This is a genomic window from Streptomyces sp. NPDC007917, assembly GCF_042959105.1.
Lineage (GTDB): Bacteria > Actinomycetota > Actinomycetes > Streptomycetales > Streptomycetaceae > Streptomyces.
Genome location: NZ_JBIBKK010000026.1, coordinates 113514 through 137167 on the forward strand (window position 1 = coordinate 113514; position 23654 = coordinate 137167).

The 23654-nt window shown below is 71.9% G+C and carries 24 protein-coding genes and 1 tRNA gene; 13 read left to right on the forward strand and 12 right to left on the reverse strand.

Going from position 1 to position 23654, the window contains the following annotated elements; genetic code table 11:
* Nucleotides 1–16: 16 nt before the first annotated feature.
* Entirely contained in the window at nucleotides 17–346 is a 330-nt protein-coding gene (locus ACFZDL_RS36620) for a metalloregulator ArsR/SmtB family transcription factor (RefSeq protein ID WP_353594873.1), read from the forward strand.
* Nucleotides 347–479: 133 nt separating this feature from the next.
* On the opposite strand, the gene ACFZDL_RS36625 is transcribed toward ACFZDL_RS36620, so the two are convergent.
* Entirely contained in the window at nucleotides 480–1316 is an 837-nt protein-coding gene (locus tag ACFZDL_RS36625) for a methyltransferase domain-containing protein (protein WP_391193419.1), read from the reverse strand.
* A 75-nt stretch (nucleotides 1317–1391) separates the two neighbouring features.
* Here ACFZDL_RS36625 and ACFZDL_RS36630 point away from each other — a divergent pair, with 75 nt between their 5' ends.
* Complete coding sequence (locus tag ACFZDL_RS36630) at nucleotides 1392–1976, forward strand: TetR family transcriptional regulator (RefSeq protein ID WP_353594871.1); 585 nt, start codon at nucleotides 1392–1394, stop codon at nucleotides 1974–1976.
* Nucleotides 1977–2128: 152 nt separating this feature from the next.
* Here the strand turns inward: ACFZDL_RS36630 and ACFZDL_RS36635 are convergent, their stop codons facing one another.
* Nucleotides 2129–2320 (reverse strand): YciI family protein, encoded by a 192-nt coding sequence (locus tag ACFZDL_RS36635; protein ID WP_391193437.1) that lies wholly within the window; start codon nucleotides 2318–2320, stop codon nucleotides 2129–2131.
* Between the two features lie 20 nt (nucleotides 2321–2340).
* On the opposite strand from ACFZDL_RS36635, the gene ACFZDL_RS36640 reads away from it, so the two are divergent.
* From ACFZDL_RS36640 to ACFZDL_RS36650, 3 genes are all read left to right on the forward strand, one after another.
* Nucleotides 2341–2580, forward strand: a complete 240-nt coding sequence (locus ACFZDL_RS36640) for an L-2-amino-thiazoline-4-carboxylic acid hydrolase (protein ID WP_353594955.1) — start codon at nucleotides 2341–2343, stop codon at nucleotides 2578–2580.
* A gap of 116 nt (nucleotides 2581–2696) precedes the next feature.
* Nucleotides 2697–4877 carry an AAA family ATPase gene (locus ACFZDL_RS36645; protein ID WP_353594870.1) on the forward strand — a complete coding sequence of 727 codons (2181 nt, stop codon included), beginning with the start codon at nucleotides 2697–2699 and terminating at the stop codon, nucleotides 4875–4877.
* Between the two features lie 23 nt (nucleotides 4878–4900).
* Entirely contained in the window at nucleotides 4901–5323 is a 423-nt protein-coding gene (locus ACFZDL_RS36650) for a helix-turn-helix domain-containing protein (RefSeq protein WP_353594869.1), read from the forward strand.
* Here the strand turns inward: ACFZDL_RS36650 and ACFZDL_RS36655 are convergent.
* Nucleotides 5313–6494 carry a serine hydrolase domain-containing protein gene (locus tag ACFZDL_RS36655; RefSeq protein ID WP_353594868.1) on the reverse strand — a complete coding sequence of 394 codons (1182 nt, stop codon included), beginning with the start codon at nucleotides 6492–6494 and terminating at the stop codon, nucleotides 5313–5315. The two genes, ACFZDL_RS36650 and ACFZDL_RS36655, sit on opposite strands and share 11 nt — an antisense overlap.
* 157 nt (nucleotides 6495–6651) lie before the next feature.
* Between ACFZDL_RS36655 and ACFZDL_RS36660 the strand changes: the two genes are divergently transcribed.
* Nucleotides 6652–7965, forward strand: coding sequence for an MFS transporter (locus ACFZDL_RS36660; protein WP_353594867.1), 1314 nt, complete (start codon nucleotides 6652–6654; stop codon nucleotides 7963–7965).
* Here the strand turns inward: ACFZDL_RS36660 and ACFZDL_RS36665 are convergent.
* Complete coding sequence (locus ACFZDL_RS36665) at nucleotides 7932–8528, reverse strand: TetR/AcrR family transcriptional regulator (protein WP_353594866.1); 597 nt, start codon at nucleotides 8526–8528, stop codon at nucleotides 7932–7934. The two genes, ACFZDL_RS36660 and ACFZDL_RS36665, sit on opposite strands and share 34 nt — an antisense overlap.
* Before the next feature lie 145 nt (nucleotides 8529–8673).
* Between ACFZDL_RS36665 and ACFZDL_RS36670 the strand changes: the two genes are divergently transcribed.
* Both ACFZDL_RS36670 and ACFZDL_RS36675 read left to right on the forward strand, forming a co-directional pair.
* Nucleotides 8674–10239: an AMP-binding protein gene (locus ACFZDL_RS36670; protein ID WP_353594865.1), complete on the forward strand. Its 1566-nt coding sequence runs from the start codon at nucleotides 8674–8676 to the stop codon at nucleotides 10237–10239.
* Nucleotides 10240–10264: 25 nt separating this feature from the next.
* Nucleotides 10265–11467, forward strand: coding sequence for an acyl-CoA dehydrogenase family protein (locus ACFZDL_RS36675; RefSeq protein WP_353594864.1), 1203 nt, complete (start codon nucleotides 10265–10267; stop codon nucleotides 11465–11467).
* A gap of 113 nt (nucleotides 11468–11580) precedes the next feature.
* Here the strand turns inward: ACFZDL_RS36675 and ACFZDL_RS36680 are convergent, their stop codons facing one another.
* Both ACFZDL_RS36680 and ACFZDL_RS36685 read right to left on the reverse strand, forming a co-directional pair.
* Nucleotides 11581–12381 (reverse strand): polysaccharide deacetylase family protein, encoded by an 801-nt coding sequence (locus tag ACFZDL_RS36680; RefSeq protein ID WP_353594863.1) that lies wholly within the window; start codon nucleotides 12379–12381, stop codon nucleotides 11581–11583.
* A 136-nt stretch (nucleotides 12382–12517) separates the two neighbouring features.
* Entirely contained in the window at nucleotides 12518–12991 is a 474-nt protein-coding gene (locus ACFZDL_RS36685) for a hypothetical protein (RefSeq protein ID WP_353594862.1), read from the reverse strand.
* 99 nt (nucleotides 12992–13090) lie between these two features.
* Between ACFZDL_RS36685 and ACFZDL_RS36690 the strand changes: the two genes are divergently transcribed.
* Nucleotides 13091–14164, forward strand: a complete 1074-nt coding sequence (locus ACFZDL_RS36690; protein ID WP_353594861.1) for a helix-turn-helix domain-containing protein — start codon at nucleotides 13091–13093, stop codon at nucleotides 14162–14164.
* Nucleotides 14165–14239: 75 nt separating this feature from the next.
* Here ACFZDL_RS36690 and ACFZDL_RS36695 read toward each other — a convergent pair whose 3' ends face one another.
* The 5 genes from ACFZDL_RS36695 to ACFZDL_RS36715 form a co-directional block, all read right to left on the reverse strand.
* On the reverse strand, nucleotides 14240–14932 hold the full coding sequence (locus ACFZDL_RS36695; protein ID WP_353594860.1) for an SUMF1/EgtB/PvdO family nonheme iron enzyme: 693 nt from the start codon (nucleotides 14930–14932) through the stop codon (nucleotides 14240–14242).
* A tRNA-Cys gene (locus tag ACFZDL_RS36700) sits at nucleotides 14932–15006 on the reverse strand. The genes ACFZDL_RS36695 and ACFZDL_RS36700 overlap by 1 nt, the downstream gene beginning before the upstream one ends.
* A 171-nt stretch (nucleotides 15007–15177) precedes the next feature.
* On the reverse strand, nucleotides 15178–16053 hold the full coding sequence (locus ACFZDL_RS36705) for an NAD(P)-dependent oxidoreductase (protein ID WP_353594859.1): 876 nt from the start codon (nucleotides 16051–16053) through the stop codon (nucleotides 15178–15180).
* Between the two features lie 238 nt (nucleotides 16054–16291).
* A complete protein-coding gene (locus ACFZDL_RS36710) occupies nucleotides 16292–17176 on the reverse strand; it encodes an alpha/beta hydrolase (protein ID WP_353594858.1) in 885 nt (294 codons plus the stop codon).
* Nucleotides 17177–17415: 239 nt separating this feature from the next.
* Nucleotides 17416–18138, reverse strand: a complete 723-nt coding sequence (locus ACFZDL_RS36715; protein WP_353594857.1) for a Clp protease N-terminal domain-containing protein — start codon at nucleotides 18136–18138, stop codon at nucleotides 17416–17418.
* Nucleotides 18139–18263: 125 nt separating this feature from the next.
* Between ACFZDL_RS36715 and ACFZDL_RS36720 the strand changes: the two genes are divergently transcribed.
* The 3 genes from ACFZDL_RS36720 (at nucleotide 18264) to ACFZDL_RS36730 (ending at nucleotide 21211) form a co-directional block, all read left to right on the forward strand.
* Nucleotides 18264–19169: a LysR family transcriptional regulator gene (locus ACFZDL_RS36720; protein WP_353594855.1), complete on the forward strand. Its 906-nt coding sequence runs from the start codon at nucleotides 18264–18266 to the stop codon at nucleotides 19167–19169.
* Nucleotides 19170–19260: 91 nt separating this feature from the next.
* A complete protein-coding gene (locus ACFZDL_RS36725) occupies nucleotides 19261–19851 on the forward strand; it encodes a cysteine dioxygenase family protein (protein ID WP_353594854.1) in 591 nt (196 codons plus the stop codon).
* A 73-nt stretch (nucleotides 19852–19924) separates the two neighbouring features.
* Nucleotides 19925–21211, forward strand: a complete 1287-nt coding sequence (locus ACFZDL_RS36730) for a putative sulfate exporter family transporter (RefSeq protein WP_353594853.1) — start codon at nucleotides 19925–19927, stop codon at nucleotides 21209–21211.
* Nucleotides 21212–21305: 94 nt separating this feature from the next.
* Here the strand turns inward: ACFZDL_RS36730 and ACFZDL_RS36735 are convergent, their stop codons facing one another.
* Nucleotides 21306–21878, reverse strand: coding sequence for a hypothetical protein (locus ACFZDL_RS36735; RefSeq protein WP_353594852.1), 573 nt, complete (start codon nucleotides 21876–21878; stop codon nucleotides 21306–21308).
* A 268-nt stretch (nucleotides 21879–22146) separates the two neighbouring features.
* Here ACFZDL_RS36735 and ACFZDL_RS36740 point away from each other — a divergent pair, with 268 nt between their 5' ends.
* Entirely contained in the window at nucleotides 22147–23643 is a 1497-nt protein-coding gene (locus tag ACFZDL_RS36740; RefSeq protein WP_353594851.1) for an MFS transporter, read from the forward strand.
* Nucleotides 23644–23654 lie beyond the last annotated feature (11 nt).

Sequence of the window (23654 nt, forward strand, 5' to 3'; positions counted from 1 at the left end):
CAGTAGGGTCGATGCCATGCGGGACAGATTCCATGCCGAACTGGCCAACGTCAGCCTGGCCCAGGCGATGCACGGGCTGAGCGATCCGCTGCGCCTGCGGATCGTCGCGCTGCTCGCCGAGCGCGGCGAGACCGAGTGCTCGGTGATCTACAACGACCTGGGCATCAGCAAGTCGAACGCCTCGCACCACTTCCGGGTCCTGCGCGAGTGCGGGCTCATCTGGCGAAGCCACCAGGGGCAGCAGCAGAGCGCCCGGCTGCGGGCGGACGAGTTCGAGGAGCGGTTCCCCGGGCTGCTGCCCGCCGTGATCAAGAACATGGCAGAGGCCCGGGGCGCCGAACGGTGACGTCTGCCGCCCCCGGCCGGACGCTCAGCCCCCAAGGGCGTCCAGGCTGGTGGTCACACACGAGCCAACGGACGCCCTCCGCCATGGTTGCCGCCAGGGCGGGGCGGGGACAGGCGCCGGCCCGTACGCCGGGTCAGGCGGCCCCGGTGCGCTCCGCGATCGCCGCCACCGTGGCGTACCGCATCGTGAAGCCGCCCCCCATCGCGTCGATCGCGGCCCCGGTGCCGGTCAGCAGTTCCGCCAGCTTGGCCGGTGGCAGCTGGCTCGCGTCGCCGCCGGTACGGAGCTGATCCAGCCACTCCTCCCGGGTGTAGCCGCGCTCCCAGTCGAACCGCCGCCGCTCCGGCTCGCCGAACGCGCCCGTCTGCCGTATTCCGTCGACCGCCTTGGTGAACAGCGTCGAGTAGGGGTCGAGTGCGGCCCAGGGGTTGCGGGGCGAGTCGGGCAGGACCCGGCGGTGGACCTCGGCGAAGGCTTCCGCGACATCGGGTGAGGGCTGGAACACGTTCCAGAACACGGCCAGTCGGCCGCCGGGCCGCAGCACCCCGGCGGCCTTGGCCGCTCCGGCGACCGGGTCGATCCAGTGCCAGGTCTGGCCGGCGATGACCGTGTCGAAGGTCCGGCCGGCCGGGTCCCAGGCCTCGAAGGCCGCGACCTCGACCTCGAGCGCGCCGCCGTCGAGCCCGCCGCCGCGGCGGGCGAACTCGGCCATGCGGGCGTCCACGTCGACGCCCAGCACCGTGCAGCCGGCCGCTTGGAACTGCCGGGCGGCGATGCCGGTCCCGATGCCGACGTCGAGGACGTCGGGGCCGGGGCTCGCGGCGGTGATCGCGTCCACCAGGGCGTCGGGGTAGCGGGGCCGGGCCCGGTCGTAGCGTTCGGCGTCCGAGCCGAATGACTCCGCCATCTCGCGGGCGTGATGGGACTCGCGTCCGGAACGAGGTGCTTGCTCAGATCCAGTAGTGGGCATGTGCCCACTATGAGTGGGCGATTGCCCACTCGTCAACCGGGTACAGTCCCACCAAGCCAGGAGGAGGTGCGGACGATGCCAACAGGGGTCGCCCTGCGCGATGCGCGCGAGCAGTTGTTCGGCGCCGCCGAGCGCGTCCTGCTCCGGGACGGACCGAGCGCGCTGACCAGCCGCGCGGTCACCACGGAGGCGGGCTGCGCCAAGGGGGTGCTGCACCGGCACTTCGCCGACTTCGACGCCTTCCTCGCCGAGCTCGTGCTGGACCGCATCGCCCGGCTCGACCACCAGGCCGCCGCCCTGCGCGAGTCCGCCGGGACCGGCACCGTCGCCGACAACCTCACCCGCGCGCTGACGGAGCTTTTCGGCTCGGTCGCCGTGGCCGTCGTCGGCCTCGTCATCTCCCGCGACGACCTGCGCGCCCGGCTGCGCGAGACCAGGCCGACGACCGGGCTCCCGGTGCTGACCGAGGCGGCGGCCATGGTCGCCGGCTACCTCGCCGCCGAGCGCGACCTGGGGCGCATCGCGGCGGACGCGGACCTCGACACGCTCGCCCCCACGCTGATCGGGGCCGCACATCTGCTGTTCGCCGACCGCAAGGGCACCCCGCCCGAGGCCGACGCCGTCCGCAAGGTCGTGACCACGGTCATCGCCGGGGCCTGAACCGCCGGGGGCCTGAACCGCCCGGGGCCTGAACCGCCCGGGGCCTGAACCGCCCGGGGCCTCAACCGCCCGGACCTGAAGCCCCGCTCGGTGGCGGCTCTATGGCCCGACCACCGGCGTCCACTCCCGCACCCGTACCACCTCGACCCCTGTCACGCCGTATGCGGATCCGCCGCCAGGATCCGGTCCAGGCGCACCCGGTCCACGTCGAAGACGAGGAGCGCGCCCGTGTCGTCCGCCCACGGCCCGGCCGCCACCAGTTCGCCCGCCTCGCGCAGGGTGGTGAGGCGTTCGCAGTGGGCGGGGCGGGCGGCCAGGCGTTCGGGGGCGGGGGTGAAGGGAATACGCCTTCGGCAAGACCTTCATCTTTCAGCGCCCCGCCGACGACGATCAGCGATATCTGGTGGACATTCACCGGTGTTTCTGCCACCACGTATTCACGGCGAATTCCGCTGCGGAACTGACGCCTGTCATGTGCGCGTTCGGCGGGAACTGGATCGAGGCGATCGACCCGGAAAGGCACGGGTTCCGCTTCGACCGTGCCACCACCATCGGCCAGGGCGGCACCACATGCCCGTTCCATTTCACCCGCACCGCGCCCTGAGCGATGCCCCGGGGCGGTAGCTTTTGAGGGCCGATCCGCCCAAGTAAGTCAAGACTTACTTTCTCGGGAATTCAGCCGCATAGTGGTGCGGCTGAATTCCCGAGAGGAGCCATGTGTTGTCGCAGATCACCGATACCGCCGCGCGGTGCCAGGTCGAGTTGGAGCAGACCCATGTGTCTGCCCTGTACGGACTGATCAGCGAGCGGATCGCCGATGCGCGGACGCAGTTGGCCGATGTGCTGAAGGCATCGGCCGGGCGGAGCGACAGCGCGGGCGAGGTGTACGAGCGCGAGGTCGCCGCCGGGCGTCTGGCGAGGGAGGTGCGCAGGCTGGAAGGGGCCGAGGAGGGGCTGGTCTTCGGCCGGATCGACGGTGCGGACGGTACGGCCCTGCGCATCGGACGTCTCGGCCTGCACACGGACGAGGACGATCTGCCGCTGCTCGTGGACTGGCGCGCGGAAGCGGCGCGGCCCTTCTACGAGGCGACCCCGATCCATTCGATGAGCCTGCGGCGCCGCCGTCATCTGCGGCTGGAGGGCCGCGCGGTGGCGGCGGTGAGCGATGAGCTGCTGGACGGCTCCGCCCCCACTGCCGACGACGTCGTCGGCGACGGCCCGCTGGCGGAGGCGCTGCAGGCGCGGCGTACGGGACGGATGCGGGCGGCGGTCGCGACGCTGCAGGCGGAGCAGGACGACGTCGTCCGGTCCCCGCACCGGGGGGTGACGGTGGTGCAGGGCGGCCCCGGCACCGGCAAGACGGTAGTGGCGCTGCACCGGGCGGCCTATGTGCTGTACGCGTTTCCGCGCGCCGCCGAGCGCGGTGTCCTGGTGCTCGGCCCCAACGCGCGGTTCCTGGACTACATCTCCCAGGTCCTGCCCTCGCTCGGGGAGAACGATGTCGTCCTGTCGACCTGTCAGGAGCTGGCAAGGGCAAGGGTCGTTCCGGACGCCGTGGAGCCGATCGACACGGCCCGCCTGAAGGGCGGCACCGCGCTGGCCGACGCCCTGGCGGGCCTGGTCCGCGCCCGGCAGGCACCGGGCGGTGACTTCGCCGTGCGCGTGGGACAGGAATGGATCCGCCTGGAGGACGGGGATGTCGCCAGGGCACGCGACGCGGCCGTGGCAGCCGACGTGGGACACAACCGGGCGCGCCAGGTGTTCAAGGAGCTGTTGGCCGACGCCGTCACCCACGCGCTGGAACGCGGCACGGCCGAGACCCTGGAGCGCATCGACGCCGAGGTCGCGCAGAGCACCGGCCTCGACCTCGACCGGGCCGCGGCGGCCGACCTGCGCCGGCTCGGCCTCGACGACGCACCGGCCGAGGGGCCGGCCGATGAGTTCGACGCCCGGGCCGTCCGGGCGAACCTCCTGGACGACGCCCACTTCGACGGTGCCGTGGAAGCGCTGTGGCCACGGCTCGCGCCCGACGACGTCGTACGGGCCCTCCTGACGGACCCCGACGCACTCGCCGAGCATCTGCCGCGGCTGACCGATGACGAACGGTCCCGGCTGCTGCGCACTCCGCACGCCGACGGTGGGCGGAGGACCGACGGGCGGACCGACGCGTGGACCGACGCGCGGGCCGACGCGTGGGCCGACGAGTGGACCGACGCCGATGTGCCGCTGTTGGACGAGGCGGCGAGCCTGCTCGACGGCCCGCCGGAGCGGACGTACGGACACGTCGTCGTCGACGAGGCGCAGGAGCTGACCGCCATGCAGTGGCGGATGGTCGTGCGCCGCTGCCCGGCCAGGTCGATGACCCTAGTGGGCGACTTCGCCCAGGCGGGCCCGGCGTCGACCGCACACGACTGGCAGCAGGCGCTGAACCCCCATGTCGGCTCGCGGTTCGACCTGCACACCCTGACCGTCAGTTACCGCACCACACAGGAGATCCTGGCCACCACCCGGGATCTGCTCGCCCGTATCGCCCCCGGTCAGACCCCGAGCCGCTCGATCCGTCGCGGTGAGGCGCCCCGTACCCGCACCGCACCCCCGCACACACTTGCCGCCACCGTCACACAGGAGCTCCGGGCCCAGGCCGCGGCGCACCCCGGTGAACTGCTCGGGGTGATCTGCGCGGACACCAGGCTGGACGAGCTGACGTCCGCGGGGATCGCGCGGCAGGCGCGGCTCGTACCGGCGTCCGAGGCGCGCGGTCTGGAGTTCGACGCGGTCGTCGTCGTGGACCCGGAGGAGATCATCGCGGCCCGCTCCGGAGGCGAGCGGGACCTCTACGTCGCGCTCACCCGGGCGACGAAGCGGCTCTGCACGATCGCCGTCCGGTGGTCCGATCAGTGACGTCGGGGTCGGGGGAGGTGGCCATGGCCGGGGACGAGCCGTTGACGTGGCGCGCGCTGGGCGCCGTGCCGCTGTTCGCGTCGGTGCCCGAGGCGCGGCTGCGGGAGCTGTGGGCCGCGTCCGTGCCGCGCGGCCACCCCGTCGGCAGCGTGCTCAGGCAGGCGGGCGCCCCGGGACCCGCGCGGGTGCGGAGCCCCGGGACACAGCAGGCGCTGGCGGACACGCTCGGCGTGACGAGGGTGACCGTCAACCGGGCGCTGGCCCGGCTCCGGCGCGACGGGCTGATCCGCGTCGAGCGGGACTGCGCCCACCTGCTGGCCCCTGAGTCCCTGGCGCTGCGCGCGGGGGACGAGCGCGAGCACCGGGACGACACGGGCCCTTGCAGGAGAGCCGGTACTGACACAAGGCCCGGCGCTTCCAGCTCACCTTGCTTTCTTATGAATTGAGATGAATGCCGATCCGTACGAACGCCTGGACCAGCGGGACCGGCTCCACCGCGGGCGACATGACCTGCGAGCCGAAGTGGACGACCACCAGGTCCAGGCCCGGCGAGACGAAGAGCCGCTGGCCGTGGATGCCGCTGGCCAGGTAGGAGTCGTACGGGTCGTTCGGGATCCACCACAGGTCGTGGTAGGAGAGGTTGGCGGGTGAGTCGGGCGGTGCGGCCGGGAAGCGGACGCGGCGGGGGTAACCGTCGGGCACGCCGCTGACGATCGTGCAGGCCACCTCCTCCGGGACCACCTGCCGGTCCCCCACGGCCCCGCCGCAGCGCAGCATTTCACCGATCCGGGCCACATCCCGCGCCGTGGCGCTGAACCCTCCGCACGCGGCCTCGACCCCGTCGCCGTCCAGGATGTAGTACGCGTCCTCCTCCGCTCCCAGTTTGCTCCACAGTAGGTCACTGAGCAGGGCCGACGTCGTGAGGCCCGTTATCCGGCGCAGGACTTCGGCCAACGTCTCCACATTGCCGTTCTCGTAGCGGAACTCTTTTCCCGGCGCCCCGGTGGCACGGGCGGTCAGCAGGTGCTCGCGGATGCCGGTCGGCCCGCTGTAGCCGAACGGCCGCAACTGCGGGGCGATGACCGCGTAGTACCGCTGGGCCTCGATCGCCTTGTCGAAGCGGCGGCCCGCGTAGCTCACTTGCGTACCCATGTGCAGCAGGTCCTGGACCCGGGCGTCACCGAAGGCAGTTCCGGCGAGTTCGGGGACGTAGGCGGAGGCCGGGGCGGTACGGTCCAGCAGCCTCTGATGGGCGAGTGTCGCCGCGGCGAGGCCGAGGTAGGACTTGGCCGCCGACGCGTTGAAGTGAGGGGTGTGCGCGTCCGCGCCGTGCATATAACGCTCGTAGACGACCTGGCCCCGGTGCATCACCAGGAACGCGTCCGTCCGGGCCGCGGTGAACAGGTCCGGAAGCTTCAGCGGGCCCGCGTCGGTGACGAGGTCGAGGGAGTCGAGGTCGGACTCACCGCGCGGCAGGTGACGGACGGGAGCCTGCCCCCGCCAGACCCTACGGCTGGGGGAGAGCTCGCGGCCTTGGGATGTGAAGCGGCGGATCCAGGCCGGGTCCGTGTAGCCGCGGGTCCACAGCAGATCGCTCAGCGGGGCCGTCTCGGTCATGGTCACTCCCGTCTCGGGGTCATATGCGCTGTCCGTGCCACCCGCCCGAACCATTGACCCGGCAGTGATCGGACACCTAGGTTCACGTATTGGACGACTGTTACTGGACAGTCTGTAGGAGAACATACTCCCCCTCCGACGCCGCAGGGAGTGCTTCATGGTGAAACCGCGCGCATGGCTGGTCGCCGCGCTGATCGTGTCGTTCATGCTCATCAACTACGCGGACAAGGCCGTCCTGGGCCTCGCGGCCGTGCCGATCATGGATGAGCTGCACATGAGCAACAGCACGTACGGCCTGATATCGAGTTCCTTCGCCCTGTTGTTCAGCCTTTCCGGACTGGTCGTCGGGTTCCTCTCTGCACGGATCTCCAGCCGGATACTGCTGTTCGTGATGGCCGCCGCGTGGGCGGTGGCGCAGCTGCCCGTGCTCGTCGTGGCGTCCGTACCGGCGCTCGTGGCGGGGCGGGTGCTGCTGGGCGCGGCCGAGGGGCCGGCCGCCTCGATGTCCATGCACGCGCTGTACAAGTGGTTTCCGGAGGACCGGCGGGGCCTGCCGTCGGCGTTGCAGATCAGCGGGGCGGCACTGGGCACGCTGATCGCCGCACCGGTGGTGACCTGGCTGATCGGTGCGTTCGGCTGGCGCTCGGCCTTCGCCGCGCTGGCGGCGGTGAGCGTGTTGTGGAGCCTGCTGTGGTGGCGGGCGGGGCACGACGGCCCGTACGACCACGAGCCCGCGCGCGGCGCGACGTCCGACACCGGAGTGGCGACCCGGCTGCCGTACCGCAGGCTGCTGCTGAACGGCACGGTGTTGGGGAGCATCGCGGGGGCCTTCGGTGCTTCCTGGGCGCTGGCCCTGGGCCACGCGTGGCTGCCCGCCTATCTGCGCACGCGGCTCGACATGTCACCGGGCGGGGCGGCCACGCTCATCAGCGGTGTCTCGGCATTCAGCTTCGTCCTGCTGCTGGCGGTGTCCCCGCTGGTCGACGCGTTGAACCGGCGCGGGGTCTCCGGCCGCTGGTCGCGCGGCGCCCCGCAGGGGATCGCGGTCGGTGTCGCCGGGCTGGCCATGGCGGCCCTCCCCTTCACCGACGCGCGGGCGTCGCTCCTGGCGCTTGTCACGGTGGCGTTCGGCGCGCACGCCATCACCTTCCCGCTGCACTACATGACGACGGCCGCCGTGGTCCCGTCGGCCCAGCGCGGGGCGGTGTTCGGCATCGTCGCCGCGACCGGCACCCTGCCCGGGCTGATCGCGCCGTATCTGACCGGGCGGCTACTGGACTCGGCGCCCTCTCCGGGCACTGGATACACCTGGGCGTTCCTGCTGGCGGCCGCCGTGATGCTGGTCTGCGGTCTGATCGCGCTGACCGCGATCCGGCCCGAGCGCGACGTACGGCGGCTGCGCCCGATCCACACCGAACCGGACGACAGGGCGCGCGCTCAGGCCGACGGCCCGAAGCCGCTGGCCCAGTAGCGGCCGTGCAGTGCCAGGTCGAGCAGCATCCGTACGACCTCCTCGGCCGGCAGCGACACGGTGTCCTGCTCGACCCACCAGCGCAGCACCGAAACCTGCTCCCCCACCCACACCCGGGCCAGCAGCTCGGGATCGATGCGCGGCTGGACGGCGTTGCGTTCGGCGCGGGCGCGAAACTCCTCGGCCGTGGCGCGCGCGCAGGCGTCGGTGAACATCTGCAACGGCTTGCCGTCGCCCTCGCCGCGCAGCACGATCCGGTACAGATCGCGCTCCTCGCGCGCGTGCCGCAGCATCTCCAGGACCGGCTTGCCCGTGAAGCCGACCGCGCTGTCGGCGACCGCGGGGGCGAGCCGCTCGGACAGCTCGGTGAGCAGGTCGGACGTCACGCGTGCGAACAGGTCGTCCTTGTCGCGGAAGTGGGCGTAGAAGGTCGCCCGTGCCAGATCCGCGCGCTCCGTGATGTCCTCCACGCTCAGCGTGGCAAAGCCCCGCTCCAGTACCAGTTCCACCAGGGCCGCTCCCAGGGCCCGGCGGGACCGTTTCGCCCGCCTGTCCTCGGCCATGCACCCCTCCTCGATCGTCGCGTACGGCCATCGCGCTGCGAGGGCGCCCGATTGCGCGCCCAGTCTAGGAGACTCTTGACACCTAAGCAGTTACTGAACAAGCTGTCTGCAATTGGGCGCCATGTAAATCTAGGAGCGGATCTTCATGAACCTCGGCATCTATCTCGCACGCAGCGCTCGCTACTGGCCCCAGGCTCCTGCCCTCGTCTGCGGGGACCGTTCCCGGACCTTCGCCGACCTGGACCGGACGACCGACCGGCTGGCCTCCGCCCTGGCCGCCCGCGGCCTGCGCCCCGGCGACGCCGTGGCCTGTCTCGCCTGGAACCGCGGCGAGTTGGTGGAGGTCGAATTCGCCCTGTACAAAGCCGGTTTGACCCGCGCGCCGATCAACGCACGGCTCGGCCGCGGCGAGATCGAACACATCCTGCGCTACGCCCCCGTCCGCGTTCTCGTCTACGACGCCGCCCACCGCGAGGACGCCCTCGCCGCGATCACCGCGGCGGGTACCGAATGCCTGCCCATCGCCCTGGACGAACCGGACGGCGCACAGCCGCGCGAGATCTCCTACGCCGACCTGCTGGCCGAGGGAGCCGGCACACCCGTCCGCGTCGAGGTCGACGAGGACACCCCCTGCGTTCTGAACTTCACCTCGGGCTCCACCGGCGCGCTCAAGGCCGCCGTGCAGACGGTCGGCAACCGCCTCGCCAACATGCGCAAACAGCTGATGGCCGACGAGTCCCGGCCGCGCCCCGGCACCCGCTACCTCGCCTGCGGCCCGATCACCCACGCCACCGGCATGGGCCTGCTCGCCGGGGTGTTCGGTGGCTCCACGACATACGTCCTGCCTACCTGGAGCCCGCAGGGCTTTCTGGAGACGGTCGAGAAGGAGCGCATCACCGCCACCTTCCTGGTGCCGGCCATGCTGAACGCGGTGCTCGCCCACCCCGGCGCCGCCGACCGCGATCTGTCCTCACTGACGAGCGTCCGCATCGGCGGCGCGCCCATTTCCCCCCAACGCCTGCGCGACGCGGTGGAGTTCTTCGGTCCGGTCGTCGCCCAGGGCTACGGGCTCGGCGAGACCACCAGCGTGATCGCAGGCCTGAGCAGCGAGGAGATCGCCCACGCGGTCAAGGAGGACTCCGAGCTGCTCCAGTCCTGCGGACGTGCCTCCTACGACACCGAGATACGTGTCGTCGACGAGGCGGGCCGGGAGCTGGGGCCGCGCGAGGTCGGCGAGGTCATCGTGCGCGGGCCGGACTGCGTACGGGAGTACTGGCGGGAGCCGGAGCTGTCCGCGCAGACCTTCCGCGACGGCTGGGTGCACACCGGGGACCTGGCCTGGATGCGGGAGGACGGTTATCTCTTCCTGGTCGACCGCAAGAAAGACATGATCATCTCGGGTGGCTTCAACATCTACTGCACCGAGGTCGAGGCCGCCCTGTACGAACACGCCGCCGTGCGGGAAGCCTGCGTGGTCGGCGTACCCGACGAGCAGTGGGGCGAGGCCGTCAAGGCGGTCGTCGTCGCCCACGCCGGTACGACCGTCACGGCCGACGAGCTGATCACCTTCTGTGCGGACCGGCTGGACCGCTTCAAGAAGCCCCGGTCGGTCGATTTCGTGCCCGCGTTGCCCCACAACCGCAACGGCAAACTCGACCGCAAGGCCGTACGCGAACCGTTCTGGGCAAGCACCGCCCGCCGCGTCAACTGACCGCATCCCGTCCGGAGCCCCCCCCATGACCTTCTCCCTCCACCCCACCTACGACGACCCGCGCACCGCCGACCTCGTGGACCGCCTGCGCGACTACCTCGACGGCGAACTAGCCGCCCACGAGCGCGAACGCGGCCTCACCCACGCGAGCCGCCTCACCCGTGCCGACCTCGAACCGGTCTGGCATCGCAGCCGTGAACTCGGCTTCTACGGCATCCACCTCCCCGAGGCGTACGGCGGGCAGAACCTGACCCACACCCAACTCGCCGCCCTGAAGGAGGAGATCGGCGCGAGCGGACGCGTCCTCGCCCACAGCGTGCTCGGTGACATGGGCGGTCCGCTGCGCGCGGGCGACATCCTCAAGCACGCCACCGAGCACCAGCTGGACACGTACCTGCTGCCGCTGATCCGCGGCGAGCGTGCCTGCTGCTTCTCCCTCACCGAGACTGACGCCGGCTCCGACGTCCGCTCCATGCGGACGGTCGCCGTGCGTGACCCCGACAGCGACGGCTACCGGCTGACGGGGCACAAGGTCTTCTCCTCCGCCGGCCCCTTCGCCGATTTCGCGATCGTGGTCGCCCGTATGGCCGGAACCGGCGAACAGGACGGCGACAAGCCGCAGTTCTCCGCCTTCCTCGTGGACCTGGACAGCCCCGGCTGCCGGGTCGAGGACGGGGCGACCCCCATGTCGGGCGAACACATCGAGAGCGACATCATCCTCGACGACTGCCACGTCCCCGCCGCCAACCTCCTCGGCGAGGAGGGCAAGGGCATGCGCATCGCGCTGGGCCGGGTCACCACCAACCGGCTGCTGCACTGCCCCACCGTCCTCGGCGCCACCCGCCGCGCCCTGGCCCTCACCCTGGACCGCACCCGGACCCGCAAGGTGGCCGGCGGGCAGCCCCTCCTCATGCTCCAGGCCATCCAGCACAAGGTCGCCGACATGGCCTCCGAGTTCTACGCCGCCCGCTCCATGACGTACGCCGCGCTGGCGGCCCTGGACGAGGGCCGCAAGGCACACGCGGAAGCCTTCATGTGCAAGCTGTTCGTCGCCGAGTCCGCCTTCCGCATCCTCGACGAAGCCGTACAGATCCACGGCAAGGAAGGGCTCACCCAGGGCAACGAGATCGAATACCTCTTCCGCAAGATCCGCATGTTCCGCGTCCTCACCGGCACCTCCGAGATCCAACGCAACGGCATCGCCAAGCTCCTGGCCTTCCACCACTGAACCAGCTCCACCGGACGCATTGCCTGTGGTGGACGCACCCCGCTCGTCCCGGAGTCCCTGGTGCTGCGCGCGGGGGATGAGCGCGAGCACAGGGACGGGGACGGGCACGGGGATCAGGGCTTGTAGACCTTGCCTGCCTCGGGCTTCCCGGGGGCCATCAGCTCGGAGACGGTGACGACCGTGTAGCCGCGCTTCTTGAGCCCTTCCAGGATTCCCGGAACGGCGGGCACGGTGCCCTTGTAGATGTCGTGCAGCAGGATGATGCCGTCGCGGTCCACCTGGTCGAGCACCCGCTTGGTGATCAGCGCGGAGTCGGTCGTCTGGTAGTCCTTCGCGGTGACGCTCCACAACACCTGCGCGATGCCGAGCTCGCGGCAGATCTTGGTGACCCGGTCATCGGTGCGGCCCTGCGGCGGGCGCATCAGAAGGGGCTGCTTGGAGCCGGTGATCTTGGCGACGGCGTCCTGGGTGCGGGTGATCTCGTCACGCACCTCGTCGTCGTCGGACTTCGTGAGGATCTTGTGCGTCCAGGTGTGGTTGGCCAGCTCATGGCCCTCCGCCGCGATGCGGCGCACCAGGTCGGGGTGTTTGAGCACATGGTTCTTGCCGAGCATGAAGAAGGTCGCGTGCGCGTTCTCCTTCTTCAGGATGTCCAGCAGGCGGGGGGTGTTCTCACTGGGCCCGGCGTCGAAGGTGAGGGCGACGCACTTGGCCTTCGAGCAGTCGACGGCCCCGGCCTTGACCGCCTTGCCGTCGGCCGAGGCGCGCTCGCGGACGCTGCTCGGCGCGGTCGCGTCGTACGAGGCGCCGCTACAGCCGCTGAGGGTGAGCGCGAGGGAGGCGGCGGCCAGGAGCCCGGCTATCGGCTTGGCCTTGCGCTTCCGGTCCGTCGATATGTTTTTACGCTTATACACATGATGGAGACGGTCCAGCCGGGGCTGAAGTTCGCTCCTGCGGCGAACGTGGTCTGAATCACCACTGGACGCCGGGTGTCCTGCCCCCGGCAAGGCCGGGGACAGGACCCGTTATCTCCCACTATGGGGAGAATCGTCATACCTTGTGGAAGGCCTGCGCCTCGATGGTGTGCTTGTGGCCCTTCAGGTAGACGCGCATGTAGTACGACGTGCCGCCCCGGGCACCGTTGGTGTCGGTGGCCTTGAACCTGCCGTCGCAGGACTTCCAGACACCGTGCTTGATGACCTTCTTGTCGCGGGTTCGCACGATGTCGACCTTGATCCTGGTGCCGTCGTCGCCGCCCCAGCAGCGAGCCTGCGCCCCCAGTTGGTTGCTCCGCGGAACGAAGTCCGGCGTCGCCCAGTACTTGGTGGGCGTGTGGCTCTGCGGGCCCCAGATCCGCCTCCAGTGCCTCGCCTGAAGGGAAGCGTCGTCCTTGGCGGTGGCCGCCTTGCTGACCGTGGTGGCGTGGGACGACTGCTCCGCCTGGGCGGCGGGGGCCGCCACGGCGATACCGGAGCCGAGCGCCAGGGCCGCGGTGGTGACAGCCAGGCTCTTGCGGATGATCATTGCGGGTTTCCTCTCTCTGATGTTCGGCCGGGCGGCTTGCGGTGTGCCGTCCGGCCTGCTGATCCGAGATTGGGGGCCGCGACACGCCGACGGACAGTGATGGCGGCAAGCCGGGGTAGATCTGGGACATCCCACTCGCTGACCTGCGGCGACGCGATAGCGGGAGCACCGGTCGTGGGACGGCGCTGGGAATACCGGGCGGAACCGAACCGGCCGGGTCGGCCATCCTCGTACATAGGAGTGAATACGGCCACGCGGGGGGACACAGTGGCGCAATGGAAGGCACTGCCGGGCGAACTGCCACCAGAGATAAGGCACCTCACGGAGCAACTTCGCCTGTTGAAGGACCGCAGCGGGCTCAGCCTGGTGGCACTCCAGGACCAGACCACGTACAGCAAGTCGTCTTGGCAGCGGTACCTGAACGGGCAGAAGGTGCCGCCCCGGCAGGCGGTGCTCGCCTTGGGCGCGGTGGCAGGCGCGGACCCGCGGCGGCTGGCCGCGCTGTGGGAGCTGGCGGCCGCGTCCCGGCACCGGCCGGACGGGATTCGCGGTGAGAGGGACGGCGAGAGGGACGGCGAGGCGGACGGCGAGAAGGACGGCGAGCGATCGCCGGTCGAGGCTCCCGCGCCGTCGCGGCCACGCCGACACCGATGGCGCGTGGCCGCGCTGCTGACCGGTGGGCTCGCGCTGGCCGCGGCGGGTGGGGTGGCGGCATCGGCGGCCCGGTCCGAGGTGGGCAAGACATGTCAGGGTCAGGAATGTTCCAACCGGGAGCCCGCGGAATACGGCTGTACCGACGGCAAGAAGCGTCTGGCGCAGGGAACGACGCACGGTGTTCGGCTGCGTATCTGGTACAGCGCGCGCTGCCGCGCCACCTGGGGCGAGATGGAGACGGGCGCGGTGGTGGACTCCCTGACCATCGAATCGGACTTCGCGCGTGCCGCGACCCGTCCGGCGCAGGACGACACCGACTCCACGAGGATGGTCGCGTCCGGGTCACCTCAGGCTGTCGACCTCCGGGCCGAACTCAACGGCGGGGTCGTATACCTCCTCGGCCACGGTGAGCACGGGTTCACGCCGGATGCGATGGCCGAACAGCAGCCCGGCGACGACCCTGACGACGAGCCCTCGGTCGGCGCGGAAGAGGACGGCTGGACAGAAACCCGCCGTTGACGCCGTTGATGGCCCCGCCCGTCACGCCGGCCGCGCCCGTCACGCCGGCCGCGCCCGTCACGCCGGCCGCGCCCGTCACGCCGGCCGCGCCGACCGGGCGAGCCGGAAGCCGAGGTCGTCGATGCGCAAGGTCGGGTGGCTCTTGCGGCGGCACGACGCCCGGCACCCGCGAGGGGGGTCGTACGCGCCTCCGCCGCGGAAAACCCGGTATGGGCCGTAGACGCCGGGGTCGTACAGGTCCCAGCACCACTCCCACACGTTGCCGATCATGTCGTGCAGGCCCCATGCGTTCGGAGCCTTGGCCGCGACCTCGTGCACCCGGTCGCCGGAGTTCCCGCGGTACCAGGCGATCTCGTCGAGTTCGCCGTAGCGCACGCCGGAGTCCCCGGCCCGGCACGCGTACTCCCACTCCGCCTCGGAGGGGAGGCGATAGCCATCGGCCGCCCAGTCGCAGTCCACGTCCAGCGCGTCGGGGTCCGTCTCGCTGCCCAGTGAGTAGCAGGGCATGAGCCCGCTCGCCTCCGAGAGCAGATTGCAGAACCGGATCGCGTCCCTCCAGGAGACCTCGGTCACCGGCGTCCGCGGCCCCGCCGCACCGCCCGCTGGCGCCTCGCCCCGTACGGCGCGGTACAGCTCCTGTGTCACGGGGTACGGCGCCAGCCGGAAGGCCGCGACCTCGACCTGCCAGTCGGTGCGGGTGCCCTCGTCCCGCAGGACGATCTCCCCGGCGGGGATCTCCAGCAGGTCCGTGCTCGTGCTCATGTTCATGGAGGCCGTGGCGGGAATCGAACCCACGTAACTCGCTTTGCAGGCGAGCCCCTCAACCACTCGGGCACACGGCCGATGTCGTGCTCTTGTGCCTTCGACGATAGGGACGGGGCCAGAGGGGCACAACGGCCCGGCGTGCGCTGCCATGCGACTGACATACGGCGTTCATGATTGCCAAATCAGGGTCAGAGGCAGGGCCAGGGCGGGTCAGGGGCAGGGCCAGGGTCAGGACCGGGCGCCCGGGCTTACCCGGCAGGGGTGTCCTGGCCGCGTGGCGCTGTCGGATTGACCGTGCTCCAGTCCTCCTTGCCGCGGCCTTCGGCGAGTGCCGCGGAGAACAGGGACAGGACACTGTCGAGGACCGGGTGGGGAAGCCCGTCGGCCATGCGGGACGCGTACGCCAGGTCCTTGTGCGCCCACTCCGCCGAGAAGTTGATGGGCTCGGGCGGGGTGAGGTAGTTGCTCCACGCCAGTTCGGTGACGACGCCGCCGGGGCGGTCCAGCAGGGCGGCGCCGACCTGGGCGGTGTCGAGTCCGGCGGCCTCCGCGAGCCGCAGGGCCTCGCCGAAGCCGGCCAGGTGAATCGCCTGAAGCGCGTTGAGCACGAGCTTGAAGCGGGTGCCGGAACCGGCGGGCCCGAAGTGCCTGACCTCCCTGGAGATCGATTCGAGCACCGGCGCGAGGGCGGGCAGCGCCTCCCGGTCGCCCCCGGTGAGCAGCACCAGGTTGCCGGTCCTGGCTCCGGCGGCGCCGCCGGTGAGCGGCATGTCGAAGAAGGCGGACCCCCGCTCGGCGCACGCCAGAGCGAGCTCTTCCACCCACTCCACGGACAGCGTCGCCGAGGTGATCAGTACCGCCGAGGCGCCGGCCCCCTCGAGGATGCCGCCGGCGCCCAGCCACACCGCGCGTGACGACGCGTCGTCGGCGGTGACCTCGAAGACCACGTCCGCGCGGGCGGCGGCGGCCGCGGGGCTCTCCGCCACGGTGGCCCCGGCCTCGGCCAGGGGGCGGGACCGCTCGGGGTTGCGGTTCCACACGACGACGTCATGCCCCTGCCGCAACAGGTTCTCGGCCATGCCACGGCCCATGATGCCCAGGCCCACCACTGCGACGCTCGCCATTGCGGTTCTCCCGTCCCTTCGTACCGCTGGAGCGGTACGGCGCTTGCTCGGTACGGAGCAAGTCTGCGGCGCGGGACCCCCGGGGAGGGAGACCCGCCGAAGGGGGGCCCTGGCAGGGCCCCGCGCCGGCCCGTACCCGGCGGTCATACTCAAGGCGTGGGGAGCATCATGGGTTTGGCCCAGCCCACACCCTCGGTCACCTGAACCGGCGGGGGCGCCGTCGCGGGGGCGCCGTCGCTCACCTCTCTGTCCAGGCGTGGGTGAGGAACTCCTCGACCGCCTGGCGGAAGAGTTCCGGCTCGTCGACCCACGGATAGTGCCCCACCCCGTGCAGCGGCCGCACCCGCCCGTTCGGGAAGGACTCCGCGACCAGTTCACCGGCGCGCATGCCGGTCACCGCGTCCCGGTCCCCGGTCACCACCAGCACCGGGCACCCCACCTCCCGCAGCCGCGCCAGCACCGCCCGCCGCGCCGCCTCGTCCACGCCCTGCCAGAAGCCGGCGCGCGGCACCGGGCCCAGCTGTTCGCCCTCGCTCGCGGCGTGTGTGCGCTGGGGCTCGTCCCAGCGGCCGTACGCCATGGGGGCGGCCTGGAGCAGCAGCCTGCGCACCTCGGCCAGGTCCGTGGTGTCGGGCAGCATCTCGACCGCGACCGAGGCATCGGGCCACCACGGCTCGGTGGCGCGGGCCTCGAAGATCTCCCGGGCGTCCTCGGGGAGTTCGCCCTGCATCCGCGCGCCGGGGCAGACCAGGATCAGGTGTGTCAGCCGCTCGGGGTGGGCGGCGGCGTACGCCTGGGCCGTCGCGGCGGCCGCGTCGTGGGCGAGCAGCGCGAACCGTTCGAGTCCGAGGTGGCCGCGGAGCGCTTCCAGGTCCTCGGCGAGGCTGGGGAAGGCGTAGCCGCTCGGCTCGGCGGCGGGCGGGGAGTCGCCGGTGCCCCGGCTGTCGGGGATGACCAGGGTGCGGTCGGCGTCGAGCCCGCCGAGGTCGCCCAGGTACGCGGCGTTCCGCCCCGGGCCGCCGGCCAGACAGACGAGCGGCGGCCGGGCGGCTCCGCCGCCGGTACGGGTCTCAAGGACGCGGTAGGCGAGTTCGGCGCCGTCGTACGAGGTGTAGTGGGGCATTGGTCCAGCTTGCCTGATTGCGGCGGTCGCGCGGAGCAAGTGAGGGGGCGAGGGGGTGTCCTTCACGCGGCGCCGGCGCTCTCCGGTGATCACCCTGGATGGGCTGCGCGCCCGGCCGCCGCGCCGGCCGCCGCTCCCCGTGCCGGTCGCCGCTCCCCGCGCCGGCCGCCGCCCCGGCGCGAGTCGCCGCGCCCCGTGCCCGCACCCCCCCCGGCCCCGGCGCCGGGGCTGCTTGGGCTCTACGGTGCGTAAGTGGTCTCGTCCTCGGCGGAGTCGGCCGCCCCGCTGAGGGATTCCGCGCTCAGACCCGCCTCGTCGAGCACCGCGGCGGCCACCCCGCGGCCGATCCGGGCGAGTCCGAGGAGCAGGTGGTCGCAGTCGATGTGCGCCGAGCCCGCCTCCTCCGCCCGCTCCTCCGCGAGGGCGATGGCCTTGCGGGAGTAGGGGGTCCAGGCGATCCGTTCGGCCGCCTGTGAGGCTCCCATGCTCAGCCGGTCCCCGACGGCCCGGTGCAGGGTCTCGGGCGACCCGCCGGCGGCGGTCAGCAGGCGGGTGGCGCTGTTGTCCTCGGCGGTGAGGCCCCAGAGCAGATGCTCGGTCCCGATGTAGTTGTTCCGGTGCTGCACCGCGGCCCGCTTGACGTGCGTCATGGCCTGGCGGAGTTCTTCGCTCATCGTCTCGGGGCCGTAGCGCTTGTGGGGCGCGTGGAAGCGCTGCTGCGCCGCCTGCCGGGTCACGCCGAGGGCCGTGCCGATGTCCGCCCATGAGCAGCCGTGCATCCGGCAGTGCTCGACGTAGTCCTCGACCAGGTCGTCGGCGAGGGCCTGCAGTCGGCCGGCCAGGCCTGCCGCGGTGGTCAGGAGGGCCAGCCAGTCCGGCTGTTCCTGGCCGCCGGGGCGGTGGGCGGTGGCGCACGTCCGGTCGACTTCCGCGATGAGATCGTCAAGATCGGGAATCGTCATGAGGCAAGTAGGCCTTGACAGTTTGGAATTGTCAAGGCGTACTTGCCTTGGGTCCGGTGGTGAGAGATCCAAAAGCGAGGGAGGAGAGATGCGCGGCGACTCCAAGTTGCGCTTATGATTCGGGGGTGTTCGATTCCCGGCACATCAGGACGTTCCACGAGGTGGTCCGCGCAGGCTCGTACTCCGCCGCCGCCCGCGCCCTCGGCTATACGCAACCGGCGATCACGCAGCAGATGAAGGCGCTCGAGCGGGAGGTCGGCAGCCCGCTCTTCGTCCGCGTCGGCCGCGGCATGCGGCTCACCGAGGCCGGGGAGACCCTGGCCCGCCACGCCGACGTCATCCTCGACTCCATCTCCGCCGCCCGGCAGCAGCTCAACGCCATCACCCGGCTGCGCGCCGGCCGGGTGCGCCTCTGCGGCTTCCCCAGCGCCAACGCCACCCTCATCCCCGAGGCGATGGCCCGCCTCGCCGCGGCCCACCCGGGGGTACGGGTGGAACTGCTCGAAGGCGAGCCACCCGAGTCCCTGGGGCGGGTGGTGCGCGGCGAATGCGACATCACGCTCGCCTTCACCTATCCCGGCCTGCGCGAACAGGCCCCCGCCGAACTGGTCGAGATCCCGCTGCTCGAAGACCAGCTGACGGTGCTGCTGCCCACCGGCCACCCGCTGGCCCGGCGGCGGGCCGTCAAACTCGCGGAGCTGAGCGGGGAGCGTTGGATCGCGGGCTGTCTGCGCTGCCGCGCCAACTTCCTGCACGAGTGCGCGGAACAAGGGTTCGCCCCCGACATCGCCTTCACGACGGACGACAACCTGGTCATCCAGAGCATGGTCGCGGCGGGGCTCGGCGTGGCGATGATGCCCGGGCTCGTCCTGTCCTTCCTCTGCCACCAGAAGGTCACCGGCCGCGCCCTGGAGCCCGCCTCGCGCCGCCATGTCTCGGCGTATGTGCTGCGGGAGCATCTGCGGGTGCCGGCGACGGAGGTGGTGCTGGAGGAGCTGAAGGCGGTGGCGGCGAACCGGGTCGGGTGCTGAACGGGTCGGCCGCCGACCCATAAGCAGCTGTTGAGGTTTGCGAAGAAACCGTCGTTGGACGTGATGGTTCGGGCGGCAGGACGCTGCGGTCATGACCACGCCGACCGCCTCCGCGCCGCCGACCGCCCCCGCGCCGCCCGTCCTGTGCCGCACCCCGCGCGTCAGTGCGTTCGTCGACGAGGTACGCGAGGCCGTCGGGCGGGGCCTGACGCCCGACCTGACCGCCCAACTGGTGGCCGAACGCCTCGCCCCCCACCTCGGCGCGCCCGACCTGCTCACCGCGGCCCAGCGGCAGGGTGACCCCGCGACCTACCGCCAGCACCTCCTGCACACCGAACCCGACGGCAGCTTCTCCGTCGTCGCCCTGGTCTGGCTGCCCGGCCAGCACACCGCCATCCACGACCACGTCTCGTGGTGCGTGGCCGGCGTCCACGAGGGCCAGGAGCGCGAGCGCCGCTACCACCTCGTCCCCGACGGCACCACCTCCCGCCTGGTCGCCGTGGCGGAGCTGACCAACCCGCGCGGCTCGGTGGCCGGGTTCGCGCCGCCGGGAGATATCCACAGGGTGTGGAACGCGGGCGCGGGCAGGGCGATCTCCATCCACGTATACGGCGCGGATGTCGCGCGGCTGGGCAGCAGCGTCCGGCGCGTGTACGAGCCCCCGAGGGGTGAGGAGCTGTGATCCCGCCCGGCCCCGGCCCGGCGACCGCCCCCGGCCGGGGCCGGTGCGGGGGCCGATCCGGGTGGGCCGGATCATGGCGCTGACGGACGCGTCCGGCTTCCCGCCGGGCGCCGGAGGCGGCCCTCGCACCGACAGCACGCCCGGCTCCGGCGGCGCGCCCGGCGGGCATGCGGCGGTCGTATCCGCGCCCGGCGGCGGCCCGGCGACCGTGAGCCGCTCGGCCGCGGGGGCCGCGGGGGCCGCGGGGGCCGCTGGGGCCGCTGGAGGTGCGGGGTCTGCATCCCGGGCGGCGAAGCTCGCGGTTCCCTCCGGCCGCGCGGCGCGGATTCGGGTTCTCCTGCCCGGGTTGGGGCTCGGAGGGCTCGGGGTGGCGGTGGCCTGGGCGGTGCACCTTGTGGTGCCCGGGGTGCCGATGCTGACCGTTGCCGTCCTGCTGGGCATTCTCGCCGCGCATCTGCCGGGCACGCGTGGGGTCGTACGGGGCGGTGGCCGGGCCGGGCTGTCGTTCGCGGGGAAGCGGCTGATGCGGCTCGGTGTGGTGCTGCTCGGGCTCAAGCTCAGCCTGGACGATGTGCTGGGCCTCGGCTGGGCGAGCGTGGCCATGGTGTGCGGCGTCGTTGCGGCCACGTTCTTCGGCACGTGGTGGCTCGGCCGCCGGATGGGGCTGCGCGGCGACCAGCCGTTGCTGGTCGCCACCGGCTACGCGATCTGTGGCGCGTCCGCGATCGGCGCGGTCAGCGAGGTGTCGGACAGCGACGAGCGCGACGTCGCGACGTCCGTGGCGCTGGTGACGCTGTGCGGGACGCTCGCCATCGCCGTACTGCCGCTGCTCCAGCACCCGCTGGGGCTGAGCGACGCGCGTTTCGGCCGGTGGGTCGGGGCGAGCGTGCACGACGTGGGGCAGGTCGTGGCCGCCGCGCAGACGGCCGGGCCGTCCGCGCTCGGCGAGGCGGTGCTCGTGAAGCTGATGCGGGTGGCGCTGCTGGCGCCGCTCGTCGCGGCGGTCGCCGTCTCCGTACGGGCCCGGCGGGCGCGGGGCCCCCAGCCCGCCCCGCAGATGCTGCCCGGCGAGGCGGCCGGACGTGCCGCCCACACCCGGCGGCCACCCCTCGTGCCGCTGTTCGTCCTCGGCTTCCTGGCCATGGTCGCCCTGCGCAGTACGGACCGGCTGCCGGCCGCCGCGCTCGACACCGCCGCGACCGCCCAGGAGCTGCTGCTCGCCGCCGCCCTCTTCGGCCTCGGCAGCGCGGTGCATCTGCCCTCGCTGGCCCGTACGGGCGGGCGGGTGGCGGCGCTCGGGCTGTGCGCGTGGGTGGTGGTCGCGGGGGCCGGCTACGGCGGGGTGCTGCTCACGACGTAGCGGTCGTCCACAGAACGACGTAGCGGTCGCCCGCGAAACAATGTGGGGCCCGGCGCGGCGGCCGGGCCCCACGCGTGTCAGAGGGAGACGACCGTCACGACGAGTAGATCTCGGTCATCGCCGTGATCTTGTTGTGGGAGTCGACCGCGACGTCGTAGAAGTTCAGGCCCCAGCAGTCGCTGGTGTCCGCCTTCGTCTGCCCGCCGTCGTAGCTCTTGCCGTTCGGGTCGGCACATGTCTTGACGTGCGCGATGCCGCCGAACTGGGCGGTGAGGGTCTTGTGCGTGGAGGCCTTCTTGCTGATGATCGTCACCTTGGTGTCACCGGAGGCGACGGAGTAGGTGTTCAGCTGCCCGATCGGCTGGTAGGACGCGCCCGCGTGGGACTTCGGGTCGCAGCGCATCCTGGCGTCCTTGGCGATGATGTTGTTCATCGCGCCTTCGACGTTGTTGACCCAAATGATCTTGTGACCCGCGGCGATCCTGGGGCAGTCGCCGCTGGTCTTCTTGGTCTTCTTGTACTTCTTCTTGTCGACCTTCTTCGCGCTGTGGCTCGACGAGGAGCTCGAGCGGCGCTTGGAGCCGGAGTCCTTGGGGCCGCAGGCGGTGAGGGTGAGCGCTGCGGAGGCGAGCACGGCGATGGCGAAAAATGAGCGCTTGAAAGACATGTTTCCCCCGATGTGCGGGCCTGGGCGGCTGTGACCAGGCATGTGGTGAGAGTGAGGCCATACGTCGCTCGTCCTGCGGTGTGTCGGCCTGGCCGAAAGCTTAGGGGCGTGGGCATGACTATTTGCTCGTTGCTTACCGAATACTGGGAGACCGGTTTCCAACCTGTGACGATGATCGCGGCGGCGTGTCGGACCTAGGGCAGAGGGCCGAAGGGATCTCCGTCCCGCGCCAGGTGTCACACCCGGAAACGCCTCTTACGCTGGCGTAATGACCGCTATCGACCCGCGCGACGCCGATGTCGCGGACAGTCCCGCCGCGCCCCCCGCACCCCCCGTGCCCGCCACACCGCCGGAAGCCGACCCCGAGGACGGCGAACACGGCGGCTCCGTGCTCGGGCGGCGCTACCGCGCCCTCACCCTCGGCATCGTGTCCGTCGTCTCCCTCATCGCCTTCGAGGCGAGCGCGGTCAACACGGCGATGCCGGTCGCGGCCCGCGCCCTCGACGGGGTCGAGCTGTACGCGTACGCCTTCTCCGCCTACTTCACCGCGAGCCTGTTCGCGATGGCGCTGTCGGGCGAGTGGTGCGACCGCCGGGGGCCGCTCGTGCCGCTGTTCGCCGGGATCGGGGCGTTCGGGGCCGGTCTTGTGGTCTCCGGCTCGGCGCAGGACATGTGGACGTTCGTGGGCGGGCGCGCGGTGCAGGGGATCGGCGGCGGGCTGGTGATCGTCGCGTTGTACGTGCTGGTCGGCCGCGCCTATCCGCAGCGGCTGCAGCCCGCCGTGCTGGCGTCCTTCTCCGCCGCCTGGGTGCTGCCGGTGATCGTCGGACCGCTGGTCGCCGGGACGGTCACCGAGCAGGCCGGGTGGCGCTGGGTCTTCCTGTCCATCCCGGTGCTGATACTGCTGCCGCTCGCGGTGATGCTCCCGGCCCTGCGCAAGGTGGACCGGGGCGAGCCCTCCCCGGCCATGAACCGCCGCCGTATCCTCCTCGCGCTCGCGGTCGCCTCCGGCGCGGGCCTGCTGCAGTACGCGGGCCAGGACCTGACCTGGGTCTCCCTGATCCCCGCCGCGGCGGGCCTGGCGCTGCTCGTCCCGTGCGTCCTGCGGCTGCTGCCCACGGGCACCTTCCGGGCCGCCCGCGGGCTGCCGTCCGTGGTGCTGCTGCGCGGTATCGCGGCGGGCTCCTTCCTCGGCGCGGAGAGCTTCATCCCGCTGATGCTCGTCACCGAGCGCGGCCTGTCGGCCACGGCGGCCGGACTCTCGCTCACCGGCGGCGGGCTGACCTGGGCGCTCGGCTCGTACACCCAGAGCCGCCCGCGCCTGGAGCCCCACCGCGAGCGGCTGATGACGGCGGGCATGCTGCTGATGGCGGTGTCCATCGGCCTGGTCCCGCTGGTGCTCGTCGACTCCGCACCGGCGTGGCTGGTCGCCGTGGCGTGGGTGATCGGCGGCTACGGGATGGGACTGGTCATCTCCAGCGGCAGCGTGCTGCTCCTCAAGCTGTCCGGCCCCAAGGACGCGGGCAGCAACTCCGCCTCCCTCCAGGTCTCCGACGCGCTCGGCAACATCACCCTGGTGGGGCTGAGCGGGGTGCTGTTCGTGAGCTTCGGCGGCGGCTCGGTCGCGGCGGCGGACCATACGGGGGCCGCGGCGGGGTCGGGGCACGCGGGGGCGTTCGCGGCGGTGTACGTGGCGATGGTGGGGGTGGCGCTGGTGGGGGCGGTGGTGACGACGCGGCTGCGGCCTGCGGCCGAAAGGTCTTAGTACCGAGTGGT